Origin of the sequence: uncultured Polaribacter sp. (genome assembly GCF_947503855.1) — a bacterium.
Taxonomy (GTDB): domain Bacteria; phylum Bacteroidota; class Bacteroidia; order Flavobacteriales; family Flavobacteriaceae; genus Polaribacter.
This window is the reverse complement of sequence record NZ_CANNFF010000009.1, coordinates 92,288-107,672: the sequence shown is the minus strand read 5'-3', so window position 1 is coordinate 107,672 and position 15,385 is coordinate 92,288. Positions and strand designations below refer to the sequence as shown.

Below are 15,385 nucleotides of genomic sequence, written 5' to 3'. Positions count from 1 at the left end.
AAATATACTATTATGAAAAACTATAAATATATTGGTTTATTTCTCTTATCATTAGGAATCATTTCTTGTGAAAACAATGATTTTGAACCAATTGAAGCAGCAGTAATGCCAACAGTAGCCTTAGACGCAAATGGCTTAAACTTATCTAAATACGTAGCTGTAGGCGCCTCTTTTACCGCAGGTTATACAGACGGTGCTTTATTTAAAGCGGCTCAAGAAAATTCTTTCCCAAACATCTTAGCATCTAAATTTAGTATGGCAGATGGTGGCGAATTTAATCAACCATTAATGATTGATAATATTGGTGGTTTTGTAGCTGGTGGAAATGCAGTACAACCACCAAGGTTGTATTTTAATGGAGCTGGACCTACAAGATTAAACGCTTTGCCAACCACAACTTTAGGGGCAAGAGCAGCAGGTACGTCTTTTAACAACTATGGTATTCCTGGAGCTAAAAGTTTTCACTTAACATTTGCTGGTTATGCAACTTTAAATCCATATTTTGGTAGAATGGCTTCTAGTGCAACTGCAACAGTTGTGGGCGATGCTTTAGCACAACAACCTACATTTTTTACTTTATCTGAAGTTGGTGGTAATGATGTATTAGGTTTTGCTACTTCTGGTGGTTCTGGTGTATACCAAGCAGATCCAACAGTTAGTCCTGCAAATTATGGAGGGAATGATATTACAAACCCTTTAGTTTTTGATCAAGTTTTTAGTGGCATGGTAACAGCTATGACTTCTGGTGGTGCAAAAGGTGTAATTGCTACAGTACCAAATATTACTTTATTACCTTATTTTACAACTGTGCCTTATAACCCAATACCAATGGATGCTGCAACAGCAAATGCTGTAAATGCTGGTTACACACAATACAATGGAGGTATGCAACAAGCTTTAGCAGCTTTAGCAGGAACTGGTTTATTTACGCAAGAAGAATTAGACAAAAGAACGATTTCTTTTTCGGCAGGTCAAAATGCAGTAGTAATTATAGACGAAGATTTAACAGATTTAGGAGCTATAAATCCTGCTTTTGCAGCAATACCAAAATATAGACAAGCAACTGCAGAAGATTTATTAGTATTACCAAGTTCTGCTTTTATAGGTACTTTGGCTGACCCTAGTAACCCTGCAAGTGTAAATGGTGTTGGTGTTCCTTTAGCAGATAAATGGGTATTAACAGCTACAGAATTAGCAGCTGTTATAACAGCTACAGAAGCATATAACACAACCATTAAAGCCATTGCAAACTCTAATAATAATATTGCTTTAGTAGATTTAAATGCTATTTTAATAGAAGCTTCTGGTGGTATTAGGTTTGATAATTATACCATGACAACTAGTTTAGTAACTGGTGGTTTGGTAAGTTTAGATGGTATACATTTAACAGGTAGAGGGTATGCATTAATGGCAAACAAAATTTTAGAAGCTATGGATGCTAAATTTGGCTCTAACTTTACAACAGCTACAAATGGTTTGGCTAAAGCAGATGATTATCCTACAAATTTCTCTCCTACGTTAAGATAGAAAGTTTTAAATTGATAAAAATAAAAAAGGTTGAGCATTTGCTCAACCTTTTTTTATTATTGTTCTTTAAGAAAACATATTTACGGCTCTTTTTAAAGCAGTAATAAATATATCTATTTCTTCTTTTGTATTGTAAAAAGAAAATGAGGCCCTAATGGTTCCTGGTATTTTGTAAAAATCCATAATAGGTTGTGCACAATGATGCCCGGTTCTAACTGCAATTCCTAACTTATCTAATATAGTTCCAATATCATAGGGATGAATAGTACCTACGTTAAAAGATATTACAGCTGTTTTTTTTGCGGTTGTGCCAAATATTTTTACACCTTCTATTTTTAAAAGTTCTTCAGTTCCGTATTTTAAAAGCGCTTCTTCATAAGCAGCAATACTATCAAAACCAATAGAGTTCATATAATCTATAGCAGCTCCAAAAGCAATACCACCACAAATATTTGGGGTACCCGCTTCAAATTTATGAGGCAAACCAGCATAGGTTGTTTTCTCAAAAGTTACTGTGTCTATCATTTCTCCTCCACCTTGATAAGGAGGCAATTTTTCTAACCATTCTTGTTTGCCATACAACAAACCCACACCTGTTGGTCCACATAATTTATGTGCAGAAGCTACATAAAAATCAACATTTAAAGCTTGTACATCGGGCTTAATATGAGGTGTTGCTTGGGCTCCATCAATTAAAACAGCCGCATTAAATTTGTGTGCAGTTTCAATAATTTCTTCAATAGGGTTTATGGTTCCTAAGGCATTAGAAACATGGTTACAAAAAACTAATTTTGTCTTTTTGTTTACCAAATTATGATACACTTTCATATCTAAAGAACCATTTTCTAGCATCGGTATTACCTTTAAAATGGCGCCCGTTTTTTCGCATAACATTTGCCAAGGCACAATATTTGAATGATGCTCTAAAGCAGAAACTATAATTTCATCATTCTTTTTTAAAAGTGATGCAAATCCAGAGGCTACCATATTTATAGAATGTGTAGTACCCGAAGTTAGAATAATTTCGTAGGCATTTTTTGCATTAAAATGATGTTGAATTTTAATACGAGCTTCTTCGTACTTATCTGTTGCTTCTTGACTTAAAGTGTGCACACCTCTATGGATATTTGCGTTGTAATTGCTATAATAATCTACAATTGTATCTATAACAATTTGTGGTGTTTGCGACGTTGCAGCATTATCAAAATAGACTAAAGGTTTCCCATTTACGGTTCTCTTTAGAATTGGAAAATCTGCTCTAATTTTTTCAACATTCATCATACAAAATCATTTTAAAATACAAAGATAAAGGTTGATTTTTTAAACTTAGAATAAAGACCATATGATTTTCTTATTTTTACATTACTAAAACTTTCTTTTGATGAAAATATTTAAACGAATTCTACTTCTAATTGCCTTAATTTTATTAATTATAGGTATTTATAACTATCCAAAATTGAACATTTTAGCAGGGTATTCTGCAAAAAACACAGCTTCTTCTGTCTTTGTTGCAAATAGAACTTTAGCATTTACAGATAGTACAGACAATAATTTTTCGCCTGTAAAATTAGCTTTAGATAAAATTGATAAAAAACAAAAGACGGCTACTTCTTCTGTCTTTGGTTTGTTAACTAGAAAAGCCATTGTTAGAGAAGGGTTAGGATCTGTATTAACACTAGATAAAAGCGATGAAACAGCTTCTTATTTAGTACCAAAAAGACTAAAACCAGATAATGTAACACCATTTCCTTATGGGAATGCATCACAAAAAGATAGTGTTTTTAGCAATGTAGATTATCATCAATTAAACAAAACTGTAGCTTCTATTTTCGGAAAAAGGAAAACAAGAGCTGTTTTGGTAATTTATAAAGATCAAATAATTGCAGAAAAATATGCAGAAGGATTTAATAAGGATTCAAAATTATTAGGTTGGTCTATGTCAAAAAGTATTTTAAGTACTGTTTTTGGGGTTTTACAGCATCAAAATAAAATTAATGTGCAAAACAAAGCTCCAATAAATTCTTGGCAAAATGACGCTCGTAAAAACATTACGATCCACAATTTATTACAAATGAATTCTGGTTTGGAATGGGACGAAAATTATGATGAAATTTCTGACGCCACAAAAATGTTGTTTTTAGAACGCGATATGACTAAAATGCAAGAAAACAAACCTTTGGTGGGTAAGCCTAATGAAAGTTTTAACTATTCTTCTGGTACTTCTAATTTACTATCAGGAATTTTAAGAAAACAGTTTGATACGCATCAAGAATACTTAGATTTTTGGTACACGAATTTAATTGATAGAATTGGTATGAATTCTATGGTTATTGAAGCAGATTTAACTGGCAATTACGTAGGTTCTTCCTATTCTTGGGCAACTGCTAGAGATTGGGCAAAATTTGGTTTGTTGTATTTACACAACGGAAATTGGAATGGAGACCAATTGTTTACCAAAGATTGGGTAGCCTATGCAACTACACCCACACCCACTTCAAACGGAACGTATGGTGCACAATTTTGGTTAAATGCAGAAAAACAATTTAAAGACGTTCCTGCAAGCATGTATTTTGCAGACGGTTATCAAGGACAAAGAGTATATGTTTTACCAGATCAAGAATTAGTTATTGTACGTTTTGGACTTTCTTGGTTTGAAGAAAACGTATTTTTGAAAGGGGTTATTGAGAGTATTCAATAAACAAAGGGAGCGAATACTCCCTTTGCTTCTATTTTTTATCAATCTTAACTTTTTAGAATAAAAGTTACCTTTATCAGTTATAGATCGAACCCTAAATTAACACCTAATTTTTTAGCAATTAGTTTTGTAATACGTTGTTTTACTTCAGGTATTTTAACACTTTCTAAAACCGTATTTGCAAAGGCGTACATTAATAATGCTTTACCTTCCTTTTTAGGAATACCACGTTGTTGCATGTAAAATAAAGCATCTTCATCTAATTGGCCAATGGTACAACCATGAGAACATTTTACATCGTCTGCAAAAATTTCTAGTTGAGGTTTTGCATTAATCGTTGCTTTATCGCTTATTAAAACGTTGTTGTTTTGCTGATAAGCATTGGTTTTTTGTGCTTCTTTTTCTACAATTACTTTTCCGTTAAAAACGCCTGTAGAGCGCTCGTTAAAAATACCTTTATAATCTTGATGACTCTCACAATTTGGTTCTATGTGATGTACCAAAGTATGATGATCTACATGTTGTTTTCCTTCAATAATGGTAATTCCTTTTAAAATAGAATCTATATGTTCTCCTTTTTGATAAAAATTTAAATTGTTTCTGGTAATGTTTCCTCCAAAAGAAAATGTATGTACAGAAACGACACTGTTAGATTGTTGTTCTATGTAAGTATTATCTACTAAAGAAGCAGTAGTTTCATCATTCTGGATTTTATAATAATCTACATTAGCAGCTTTGTCTGCAAAAACTTCTGTAACTACGTTAGATAAAACAGGGTTTGCTGTTAAACTTTGATGACGTTCTATAATTTGTACTTGAGCATTTTCTCCAACCACAATTAAATTTCTAGGTTGTAGCATAGTAGCTTCTTGAGAACCTGTTGTAAAATTTAAAATTTGTATTGGTTTTTTAACCTCTGTATTTTTAGGAATATTAATATAAGCACCTTCTGTAGCAAAAGCTGTATTTAAAGATGTTAAATTATCTTGTTTTGCAATTTTATTAAAATACTTATCTATTACTGCTTTGTATTTTGGGTTTGTTAATGCAGAAGACATCAAACAAACATCGTAATGCTCGTGTGTAGTTTGCGATAAAAAAGAACTGTATTTACCATTGATAAAAACAATTTTATACGCATCTATTTCGTGGATAAAGTATTTTTTTACATCTGCTAATTCTATAGCTTCTACTTTACTAGGAAATAAACTGTAATCTTGCTTTAAAACAGAATTTAAAGAAGTGTATTTCCAAGCTTCTAGTTTTCTTGAAGGAAAACCTACTTTTTCGAAATTTTGTAGTGCCTCAGAGCGTATTTCGTGTACATCAGAATTTACATCTACATGGTTTTCAAATGCTACGTAAGATGATAGTAATTTATCTTGTAATTCCATATTATTGTTCAAAGTTTAAATTTTTTTATTCAAAGTTTTACAACCTTAAATATTAAATTTTAAATAAGAATTAGTTACGCTAATTCTTTAATCCAATCATACCCTTTTGCTTCTAATTCTAAAGCTAAAGAAGCGTCTCCTGTTTTTACTATTTTTCCATCGTGTAAAACATGTACAAAATCGGGTACAATATAATCTAACAAACGCTGGTAATGTGTAATTACAATTACGGCATTATCTTTAGATTTTAGTTTGTTAACACCGTTGGCAACAATACGTAAAGCATCAATATCTAAACCAGAATCTGTTTCATCTAAAATGGCTAATTTTGGTTCTAACATGGCCATTTGAAAGATTTCGTTACGTTTTTTCTCTCCACCAGAAAATCCTTCGTTTAAAGAACGACCTAAAAATTTACGATCTATTTCTAATAATTCAGATTTTTCACGAATCATTTTTAACATGTCTTTTGCAGGCATGTCTTCTAATCCTTTTGCTTTTCTAGTTTCGTTAATAGCCGTTTTTATAAAGTTAGTTACAGAAACACCAGGAATTTCTACTGGGTATTGAAACGATAAAAACACACCATTATGTGCTCTTTCTTCTGGAGCAAGCTCGCTAATATCTTCGTCATTTAGTTCTATAGAACCTTCTGTAACTTCATATTCTTCTTTACCAGCAATAACGTTAGCCAATGTACTTTTTCCAGCACCATTTGGTCCCATAATTGCATGTACTTCACCAGCTTTTACTTCTATATTCAATCCTTTTAAGATTGCTTTTCCGTCTATTTCTGCTTTTAAATTTTCTATTTTTAACATGGTATTTATGTGTAATCGTGTAAATGTTTATTTGTGTAATGGGATTTTTAATTTTAACTATTTAAACGATTTAACGGTTAAACAATTAAACGGATAATTTTTTAATTTTTATCCTACAGAACCTTCTAAACTGATTTCTAATAATTTTTGTGCTTCTACAGCAAACTCCATTGGTAATTTGTTTAACACTTCTTTACTAAAACCGTTTACAATTAAAGCAATTGCTTTTTCTGTATCAATTCCACGTTGGTTACAGTAAAATAATTGGTCTTCACCAATTTTACTGGTGGTTGCTTCGTGTTCTATTTGTGCAGATTTATTTTTTGCTTCTATGTATGGAAATGTGTGTGCCCCACAGGCATTTCCCATCAATAAAGAATCACATTGTGAAAAATTACGTGCATTTTCTGCTCTAGAATTTATTTGAACCAAACCTCTATAACTGTTTTGAGATTGTCCTGCAGAAATACCTTTAGAAATAATGGTAGACCTGGTGTTTTTACCCAAATGAATCATTTTGGTACCAGTATCTGCTTGTTGATGGTTGTTGGTTACTGCAATTGAGTAAAACTCGCCTACAGAATTGTTTCCTTTTAAAATACAAGAAGGATATTTCCAAGTAACAGCAGAACCTGTTTCTACTTGTGTCCAAGAAATTTTTGCATTGTTTTCGCACAAACCTCTTTTAGTTACAAAATTGTACACACCACCTTTACCTTCTTTGTTTCCTGGATACCAGTTTTGTACTGTAGAATATTTTATTTCTGCATCGTCTAAAGCTATTAATTCTACAACTGCAGCATGTAATTGATTTTCATCACGCATTGGAGCTGTACAACCTTCTAAATAAGAAACATAACTTCCTTTATCTGCTACCACTAAAGTTCTTTCAAATTGTCCTGTTCCACCTTCGTTTATTCTAAAATAAGTAGATAATTCCATAGGACATTTAACGCCTTTTGGAATGTAACAGAAAGAGCCATCAGAAAAAACAGCCGAGTTTAATGCTGCATAAAAATTGTCTGTAGTTGGTACAATTGTACCTAAATATTTTTTCACCAATTCTGGATGTTCTTGTATAGCTTCAGAAATTGGCATAAAAATAATCCCTTTTTCCCCCAATGTTTTTTTAAACGTAGTGGCTACAGAAACTGAATCCATAACAATATCTACAGCAACATTGGCTAATTTTTTTTGCTCATCTACAGAAATTCCTAAACGCTTAAAAGTATCTAACAATTCTGGATCTACCTCATCTAAAGAGTTTAATTTAGGTTTCTTTTTGGGTGCAGAGTAATAGGCAATATCTTGAAATTTTGGTTTTTCATAATGTACATTTGCCCATTCTGGTTCTTCCATTTGTTCCCAAACTCTAAAAGCTTCCAAACGCCATTCAGTCATCCATTCTGGTTCGTTTTTCTTTTTAGAAATTGCTCTCACAACATCTTCATTTAAACCAATAGGAAATGTATCGCTTTCTATATCTGTATAAAAACCGTATTTATATTCTTGTGTTTTTAATTCTTCTTCTAGTTGTTCTTCTGTGTACTTACTCATAATTCTATTTCAATTTTTAAATTCCTTCCTTTTGGGAAGGTTAGGAAGGGCTTTTACAAACTAAAAGATTCCCCACAACCACAGGTTCTATTGGCATTTGGGTTGTTAAATACAAAACCCTTTCCGTTTAAACCTCCAGAATATTCTAAAGTGGTGCCTACTAAATATAAAAAGCTTTTTTTATCTACAATAAGCCTTACGTTGTTTTCTTCAAAAATTTTATCGTCTTCACCTTTTTTGTTATCAAAAGTTAGATCGTAAGATAAACCTGAACAACCACCACTTTTTACGCCAACTCTAACATAGTCTTTAGTTGCGTCAAAGCCATCATCTTCCATAAGTTCTATGACTTTTTTCTTTGCTGTGTCTGAAACTTTTATCATAATTTTAAATAGATTAAATCTAAATTGAGTGCAAATATACAATATAAGTCGTAGAAAAGCACAGAACTTTCATTATCAAAAACGATGTTGTTATTGGTTTTATTGATTATTCTTTAAAACTAGGATTGTTGAGAAAAGAAGGGTCAGAAAGTGTAAGTAAAAAAGCTTTTAAATCTGCTTTTTCTTTGGGAGATAACCCTACACCACCTTGATTTACTTTTTTCATTAAAGGATCTATAGTTGACGATCTTTGCAAACCTTCTGAGTAGTGATTGATTACCTCTTCTAAAGTAGCAAATCTACCATCATGCATATATGGGGCTGTGTAAGCTAAATTTCTAATAGATGGCGATTTGAATTTACCATTGTCATTTGGGTCTCCAGTAACTGCACCCAAACCTAGATCTGTAAAATTGGTATCTAAACCATTGTTATGAAATTTGTTATCTGTCCAAAGGGGATTGTTGTTGCTTCCATGGCAATGAAAACAATCTCCCTTAGCTTCGTCCATAAAAATATTGAAACCATTTTCTTCTTCAGTAGTTAACGTTGCTTCTCCTAATAAGTATTTATCAAACTTACTATTGCCAGAAATTAACGTTCTTTCAAATTGTGCAATAGCTTTGGTTACTAGAGTTGAATCTATGTTTGAGCTACCAAAAGCTTGTAAAAATAACGCTGGATATTCTGGATGATTTTCTAATTTTTGAACAACATTTATCCAGTTTTCGTGCATTTCTATAGGATTTGTAACAGGCTCAAAAGCTTGATTTTCTAGGCTGAATTCTTTTCCATCCCAATTAAAAAGTTCGTCGAAATTCCAGGCTAAATTAAATAAAGGCATGGCATTTCTGGTTCCTAATTTTTTATCAATACCTAAACTAAACTGCTGATTATCTGAAAATGCGTTTTGTGGTTGATGACAACTTGCGCAAGACTGGGCATCATTACCAGAGAGTATTTTATCGAAAAACAACTTTTTACCCAAAGCAACACCTTCTTTTGTTAATGGATTGTCTACAGGTATTATTGGTGCAATTAATTTATTTGCAAAAAGAGTTGGTATTTCTAACTTGTATGGAACAGGCGAATACATTTCATCTTCTTTTGATGCGCAATTCATCAGAAGGAGAAGTGTACATAAAAACAGATATTTTTTTCTCATAATTTAATAGTTCTCGATACAAATTTTTTCATACTTCGAAAATTCACTCGAACTAACAGCCCATGATTATAATATTTATAAAATAATGTTTGACAATATATAATTATGATGCTACATCGAGTGAAATTCTTTTTTCAATAATTTTGTACCGAGATGTTTTTTACGAACCTACTTTTCCTAAAGAAAAAACCGATTTTCCATTGGCACTCATTAATTTCTGGGCTTCAAAATTGGGCATTAAAACCGTATTTAGTTGGTTTAAATTCCATGTATTGGGGTTTTTAAACCACTCTGCTAGGTTTACGTTAATTTCTATGGTTGTATTTTCTTTTAAGTCGATAGCCCCTAAATCTACCTCAAAAGAAGTGTCTTCGAATTTTAAATTATTGGGGTCTGTTCTATCTACAGCTCTAATTGCGTGATAGTTAAAACCAGATTCCTGATTGTTTGTGTCTAAATACTTCCCATCAAATTGCATGTAATGATAGCCACCACCTAACATTTCTGGAACATTAAAGTTTACCGAATTTAAATCTTGATAAATGCCATCTGTATTGTCTGTATCAGAAAAACCGAAAGTAAATTTTAATTGTTGATTTCCTGAAGGAACTTGATTAAATTCGATTTCTAACCCAGTGTTATCACCAACATTTATTAATTGATAATTATTATTTAAATCACCAATATTAATATTAGAAACCACATATCTTAGGCGCTCAATACTTATTGATTCTCCATTTTTATTAATGAATTTAAATATTTTAAAATCTGATGATGTTACAGGAACACCGTCCCAATTATGCGTAAAATTTAGGGTAACATTAACGGTTTTTATATTTTCACAGCAATTTAATTCTGCTTTACAACCACTAAAAGTGATTACAATAATGAATATGAAACCTATAATTTTTTTCATTTTTTTATTTTATGTTGATGATTAATGCATCTGTAAAACCTTTATTTTCTGGAATATCTCCATTAGAACTACTACTTTCTCCTACTGCAATTATGTTTTTATTGTTGAGTTCTACAGCGTCATATAGAAAATCAATTTTAGAACCACCTACAAGTTTTTGCCACTCTATTTCTCCTAATGCATTTACTTTTAGAACCCAAGCATCGTTTTGTCCTTTATTGGTAAAACCTGCATCAGAACTTCGTGAACTTCCAGAAATTACAAACCCGTTGTCTTGTGTTTTAGAAATTGATCGAGCCACATCAAAACTAGTAGCGCCAATTGTTTTTTGCCAAATTAAACCTCCATCAGCATTTATTTTTAGCATCCATAAATCTGCAGCTCCATTATTATTTGTAATATCTTTATCAGAACTTCTTGTATCGCCAACAATCATAAAATTGCCGTCATTTGTTGCTGTTATTCCTCTTGGCTCATCAATTTCTGAGCCTCCATAATTTTTTTCCCAAAGTAAAGTTCCGTCATTAGAAATTTTTAAAATCCAAAAGTCATAACTTCCTTTATTATTGGTAATATCTACATCATTACTATCTGAAGAACCAGCAATAATAAAACTATTATCTTCAGTTTTTACAACACCAAAAGGGGTTTCTGTAAAAGAACCTCCATAGTATTTACTCCATTCTAAATCTCCAGAAACGTTAAGTTTTATAGCCCAGATATCACCACCTGCATGTCTTTGAGTTGATTTTGAATTTCCTTCTCCTCCCGAAGCTGTAACGTCTAAAACACCCGTAATTAAATATCCATTATCATCGGTTTGAAGTAAAGTTGTACCGTAATCTGCTCCAGGATAACCAAAGTTTTTTTGCCAAGAAAGGTTTCCATCAGCAGAGATTTTTATCAACCAAAAATCTTGTGAGCCTGCATTTGAAGTTACATTTCCATCAGAACTTTTACTATACCCTAAAAGGGCAAAACCGCCATCATTTGTGGTAATAATATCTGCTCCTCTATCATCATCTGAACCTCCAAAGGTTTTGCTCCAAATTAAAATATCTTCTGATGAGAATTTCATCACCCAAAAATCAAAACCTTCATTATTTTTGGTGGTAATATCTTCATCATTACTTTGAGTATAGCCAAGTATTGCGTAGCCACCATCATTGGTTTTTACGATTGATTGAGTGACATCATTTTTTGAACCTCCATAAGTTTTTGCTGTAATTGTTTCTGCGGTGTTTTCAATTATGATTATAGGGTCTATAACCTCCATTTTAGAGCAATTACATAAAAAAATAAAACTTACTATGTAACAGATATTTTTCATGAAAAAATGGATACGTTTAGTTAACAACTAATTTTTTAATAAGAGTACTATTAACTTTTACAAGGTATATTCCTTTATTTAAATGGGTTGTATTTAAAACGTATTCTGATTGGTTTATAGTGTTTAAATCAATTACTTTTTTACCTAATATTGAAAAAACGCGAACACTATTAATCGTTTTATTATTAGCCATTCTGATGGTTACTTTTTCGGATACTGGATTTGGATATAAAGAAAATGAATTTTTGAGTTGTTGATTTTCTAATCCAAGAGTTCCGTTTTTTCTGATCACAAAAAAACCGTCATCAATATCACTAATAATAATATTCCCACTAGGAAAATAAGGATATACGTTCCAAACTCCATTAAATGCTGTGTTGTTATTATTAGGATAGGTGTCAAAATAACCTACTTCAGTGAAGTTTTTGTTTGTAGCATCAGAAACATCTATCATTCTAACACCTGCAGTATAACTTGCAAGGTAATAAATATTGTTTTTTACATATCCGTTATGATCTATGGCTGCACTACTTCCAACATAATCGAAATGATATAAAGGATTGTCTAAATCTGTAAAATCAAAAACAATGGTTCTTGTATTGTTTCCTACTCTAAGTTCATCTAATTCATCACCTAAAATAAAATATTTAAAATCTTCTGTAAACCAACCTTGATGAGCATATCTAACATTGGTATAGCTTATTGTAGCGATTACTTTCGGATTATTTTTATCAGAAACATCTGCAATTACAACTTCATTTTCATTACTACCAATAAGAATTTCTTTTCCAGTATAATCATTATCAGGTCCGTTATAAGTTACAACTTGCGCATCATGAGAATAACCACCTGCAGCAAAACCACCTTCTGATATAGGATTTAAAGGATCTTGAATATTTATAAATATTGGGCCGCCTATATAAGTAGAGCTTCTACTTGCACCAACTATATAAGCATAACCACTTTCTTCATTAATTACGATATTATGAGCACTTCCAAATTCTGTAAAATGTACATCTGCACTAAATTCTTCAGGAGGAGTTGTAACCGTTCTTAATCGTTTTAAATCAAAAACTTGCATTCCATGGTTAAGTGCTTCACTTACAATAAATGCATAATCTTTATATACTTTTATATCTCTCCAAGAACTATTTACTGTACTTGTTTTAAGAGTACCTAAAATAATTGGAGTTAAAGGATTTGTAATATCTATAAAAACAACCCCTTTGTTTATGCCCATTAAAGCATATTCTTTTTGGGTATTTGGATCTGTCCAACCCCAACTATCATTTCCTTCTGTACCATTTCCTGCCAGAGTATTCAAAGAAATATGAGAAAGTAAATCGTAATTATTACAAGGATATATGTTTGCAAAACCATTAACACAAGGTGTTTGAGCAGCAGTTAAAAAGGCTAAAAAAAAGAGTGAAAATGTAATTTTTTTCATCGCATAAACTTTTACATTTCTCAAAAATACTATTTAATGGTTAAATTAATTAAATAACTGTGTTAAAGTGTTTAGTAGCTTTTTAAAATGTAACTATCTTTGCAAAATGTTAGAAGATAAAAATCAAAGCAAAACCTCTTTAGCTAAACTTGGTGAGTTTGGCTTAATTAACCATATTACACAGTATTTTAAAATCAATCAGGCCTCTTCTTTAAAAGGAATAGGAGACGATGCTGCAGTTTTAGCGACTTCAGATAAACAAACTTTGGTAACTACAGATTTGTTAATAGAAGGTGTGCATTTTGATTTAAGTTATATGCCCTTAAAACATTTAGGGTATAAGGCTGTGATAGTTAATTTATCTGATGTATATGCGATGAATGGAGCTGCAGAACAAATTACGGTTTCTATTGCTGTTTCTAATAGATTTCCTTTAGAAGCTATTGAAGAATTATATGCAGGTATTCAGTTAGCTTGTGACACTTATAAAGTAGATTTAATTGGTGGAGACACCACCTCTTCTACCAAAGGAATGTTACTTTCTGTAACCGCTATTGGAAAAGCCGAAAAAGACAATGTTGTTTATAGAAATGGTGCTAAAGTAACCGATTTAATTGTGGTTTCTGGTGATGTTGGTGCAGCTTATTTAGGTTTGCAGGTGTTAGAAAGAGAAAAGCAAGTTTTTAAGGTAGACCCAAATAATCAACCAGATTTAGATAAATATACCTATTTAATTGAGCGTCAATTAAAACCAGAAGCACGTAAAGATGTAGCTGGTTTGTTAAAAGAGTTAGATGTAAAACCTACTGCTATGATTGATGTTTCCGACGGAATTTCATCAGAACTTTTTCATATTTGTACACAAAGTAAAGTAGGTTGTAAGGTCTATGAAGACAAATTACCTTTAGATCCACAAGTAATCTCTACTTGTGAAGAGTTTGAATTAGATTCTACCATGGTTGCTTTAAGTGGAGGTGAAGATTACGAATTGTTATTTACTGTGCCTATTGCCGATTTTGATAAAATAAAAGGCAATCCTAATTTTTCTATTATTGGGCATATTACAGAAGAAAATCAAGGCTTACAACTAGTAACAAGAGCCAACCAAGAAATTGAGCTAAAAGCCCAAGGTTGGAATGGAATGAAAGAGGAGTAAGTTTTTAAAAGATTTGTTTGATTATATAGATACGGAACATTTTTTAAAGTGCTTACATCAAACGGAGAAGGCAATTCATCTACATATAAAATTTTCTAATTGATTTTTATACGTCACTTTTTCTTACAGCTAAAGTTATTGTAAGTTACAATATTGGGTTTTTAATAAAAACCTTAACAGAATTTTATAAATGCCTTTAAAGCGGTAATTAATTCCTCTTTGTTTTCAATATGGCTCATGTGCCCACCATTTAAAAACACAATTTTAGTATTGGTTTTTTTAGCCTCTTGTAAAGAGATTTCTAAGTCTAAAACTGGGTCTTTTTTTCCAGTAATAATTAATTTTTTAAAACTGTTTTCAACCAAAACTGCACTGCTATTTTTACGAATTCGCATACCTTCGTTAGCAGCCATATATCCTTGTATTGGCGTTTGTAAGGCTTCCTGCAAAGCGGCATTTATTTCTGTTTTAAATGTTTTTCTATTTGCTTCGCTAAATAAATTTACAAAAGACATTCTAACCATATTGGTAAAGTTACTTTGTATCATTTTGTTAGCTCTAAAACGTAGTTTTTTACGTTCTTCAGAATCTTCATTAGAGGTTGAATTTAATAAGCACAACCCCTTTATTTTAGAAGGATTATTTTTGGCTAGTTGCAAACTAACATAGCCTCCTAAAGAATGCCCAACCAAAATATATTTTCTAAGTTTTAAGTGTTTTAAAACAGCTTCTATAGCCTCAGAAAAAAGTTCTATAGTATGCACATAACCCAAACAATCGCTTTTTCCATGGCCTAACAAATCTATAGTAACAACCCTGTTTCTTTTTGAAAGTTTCGGTTTTATGGTATTCCACATTGTGGAATTTTCTAAAAAACCATGGATTAAAACCACAGCAGTTCCTTTTCCGACGTCTGAAAAGGAAATTTTTGCATTTTTAAAAGTGATGGTTTTTTGCATCATACAAAAATATGTATATTTTCATCTCTAAATCC

Annotated in this window: 13 protein-coding genes; 3 read left to right on the top strand and 10 right to left on the bottom strand. The window is 31.7% G+C overall.

All coding sequences use genetic code 11. The annotated features are described in order from the left end of the window. Nucleotides 1-12 precede the first annotated feature (12 nt). The gene (locus tag Q0662_RS09275; RefSeq protein WP_298949067.1) at nucleotides 13-1,527 is read left to right on the top strand and encodes a G-D-S-L family lipolytic protein; all 1,515 of its coding nucleotides are present in this window, start codon (nucleotides 13-15) and stop codon (nucleotides 1,525-1,527) included. Between the two features lie 66 nt (nucleotides 1,528-1,593). Here Q0662_RS09275 and Q0662_RS09270 read toward each other — a convergent pair whose 3' ends face one another. Then, nucleotides 1,594-2,808 carry an aminotransferase class V-fold PLP-dependent enzyme gene (locus Q0662_RS09270; protein ID WP_298949065.1) on the bottom strand — a complete coding sequence of 405 codons (1,215 nt, stop codon included), beginning with the start codon at nucleotides 2,806-2,808 and terminating at the stop codon, nucleotides 1,594-1,596. Between the two features lie 100 nt (nucleotides 2,809-2,908). Between Q0662_RS09270 and Q0662_RS09265 the strand changes: the two genes are divergently transcribed. Next, complete coding sequence (locus tag Q0662_RS09265; RefSeq protein WP_298949063.1) at nucleotides 2,909-4,225, top strand: serine hydrolase; 1,317 nt, start codon at nucleotides 2,909-2,911, stop codon at nucleotides 4,223-4,225. Nucleotides 4,226-4,302: 77 nt separating this feature from the next. Here the strand turns inward: Q0662_RS09265 and sufD are convergent, their stop codons facing one another. The 8 genes from sufD to Q0662_RS09225 all read right to left on the bottom strand — a co-directional run bounded on the left by sufD (nucleotide 4,303) and on the right by Q0662_RS09225 (nucleotide 13,235). Then, on the bottom strand, nucleotides 4,303-5,616 hold the full coding sequence (gene sufD / locus Q0662_RS09260; protein ID WP_298949061.1) for a Fe-S cluster assembly protein SufD: 1,314 nt from the start codon (nucleotides 5,614-5,616) through the stop codon (nucleotides 4,303-4,305). Between the two features lie 74 nt (nucleotides 5,617-5,690). Then, nucleotides 5,691-6,437: a Fe-S cluster assembly ATPase SufC gene (gene sufC / locus Q0662_RS09255; RefSeq protein ID WP_298949059.1), complete on the bottom strand. Its 747-nt coding sequence runs from the start codon at nucleotides 6,435-6,437 to the stop codon at nucleotides 5,691-5,693. A gap of 108 nt (nucleotides 6,438-6,545) precedes the next feature. Next, nucleotides 6,546-7,994 (bottom strand): Fe-S cluster assembly protein SufB, encoded by a 1,449-nt coding sequence (gene sufB, locus Q0662_RS09250; RefSeq protein WP_298949057.1) that lies wholly within the window; start codon nucleotides 7,992-7,994, stop codon nucleotides 6,546-6,548. 53 nt (nucleotides 7,995-8,047) lie between these two features. Continuing rightward, nucleotides 8,048-8,377, bottom strand: coding sequence for an iron-sulfur cluster assembly accessory protein (locus Q0662_RS09245; protein WP_298949055.1), 330 nt, complete (start codon nucleotides 8,375-8,377; stop codon nucleotides 8,048-8,050). A 106-nt stretch (nucleotides 8,378-8,483) separates the two neighbouring features. Next, entirely contained in the window at nucleotides 8,484-9,500 is a 1,017-nt protein-coding gene (locus tag Q0662_RS09240) for a cytochrome c peroxidase (RefSeq protein ID WP_298949053.1), read from the bottom strand. Nucleotides 9,501-9,702: 202 nt separating this feature from the next. After that, nucleotides 9,703-10,458 carry an MbnP family protein gene (locus Q0662_RS09235; protein ID WP_298949051.1) on the bottom strand — a complete coding sequence of 252 codons (756 nt, stop codon included), beginning with the start codon at nucleotides 10,456-10,458 and terminating at the stop codon, nucleotides 9,703-9,705. A gap of 4 nt (nucleotides 10,459-10,462) precedes the next feature. Further along, a complete protein-coding gene (locus Q0662_RS09230) occupies nucleotides 10,463-11,734 on the bottom strand; it encodes a hypothetical protein (protein WP_298949048.1) in 1,272 nt (423 codons plus the stop codon). A 70-nt stretch (nucleotides 11,735-11,804) separates the two neighbouring features. Then, nucleotides 11,805-13,235, bottom strand: a complete 1,431-nt coding sequence (locus tag Q0662_RS09225; RefSeq protein WP_298949045.1) for a choice-of-anchor B family protein — start codon at nucleotides 13,233-13,235, stop codon at nucleotides 11,805-11,807. 106 nt (nucleotides 13,236-13,341) lie between these two features. Here Q0662_RS09225 and thiL point away from each other — a divergent pair, with 106 nt between their 5' ends. Beyond that, nucleotides 13,342-14,391: a thiamine-phosphate kinase gene (gene thiL / locus Q0662_RS09220; protein ID WP_298949043.1), complete on the top strand. Its 1,050-nt coding sequence runs from the start codon at nucleotides 13,342-13,344 to the stop codon at nucleotides 14,389-14,391. A 173-nt stretch (nucleotides 14,392-14,564) separates the two neighbouring features. On the opposite strand, the gene Q0662_RS09215 is transcribed toward thiL, so the two are convergent. Continuing rightward, a complete protein-coding gene (locus Q0662_RS09215; protein ID WP_347186884.1) occupies nucleotides 14,565-15,353 on the bottom strand; it encodes an alpha/beta hydrolase in 789 nt (262 codons plus the stop codon). Between the last annotated feature and the right edge of the window lie 32 nt (nucleotides 15,354-15,385).

Coding starts and splice junctions, on each gene's coding strand:
- Q0662_RS09240 (WP_298949053.1), bottom strand. CDS start 9,500: ATGAATTGCGCATCAAAAGAAGATGAAATGTATTCGCCTGTTCCATAC.
- sufB (WP_298949057.1), bottom strand. CDS start 7,994: ATGAGTAAGTACACAGAAGAACAACTAGAAGAAGAATTAAAAACACAA.
- Q0662_RS09270 (WP_298949065.1), bottom strand. CDS start 2,808: ATGATGAATGTTGAAAAAATTAGAGCAGATTTTCCAATTCTAAAGAGA.
- Q0662_RS09225 (WP_298949045.1), bottom strand. CDS start 13,235: ATGAAAAAAATTACATTTTCACTCTTTTTTTTAGCCTTTTTAACTGCT.
- thiL (WP_298949043.1), top strand. CDS start 13,342: ATGTTAGAAGATAAAAATCAAAGCAAAACCTCTTTAGCTAAACTTGGT.
- Q0662_RS09275 (WP_298949067.1), top strand. CDS start 13: ATGAAAAACTATAAATATATTGGTTTATTTCTCTTATCATTAGGAATC.
- sufD (WP_298949061.1), bottom strand. CDS start 5,616: ATGGAATTACAAGATAAATTACTATCATCTTACGTAGCATTTGAAAAC.
- sufC (WP_298949059.1), bottom strand. CDS start 6,437: ATGTTAAAAATAGAAAATTTAAAAGCAGAAATAGACGGAAAAGCAATC.
- Q0662_RS09235 (WP_298949051.1), bottom strand. CDS start 10,458: ATGAAAAAAATTATAGGTTTCATATTCATTATTGTAATCACTTTTAGT.
- Q0662_RS09265 (WP_298949063.1), top strand. CDS start 2,909: ATGAAAATATTTAAACGAATTCTACTTCTAATTGCCTTAATTTTATTA.
- Q0662_RS09245 (WP_298949055.1), bottom strand. CDS start 8,377: ATGATAAAAGTTTCAGACACAGCAAAGAAAAAAGTCATAGAACTTATG.
- Q0662_RS09215 (WP_347186884.1), bottom strand. CDS start 15,353: ATGATGCAAAAAACCATCACTTTTAAAAATGCAAAAATTTCCTTTTCA.
- Q0662_RS09230 (WP_298949048.1), bottom strand. CDS start 11,734: ATGGAGGTTATAGACCCTATAATCATAATTGAAAACACCGCAGAAACA.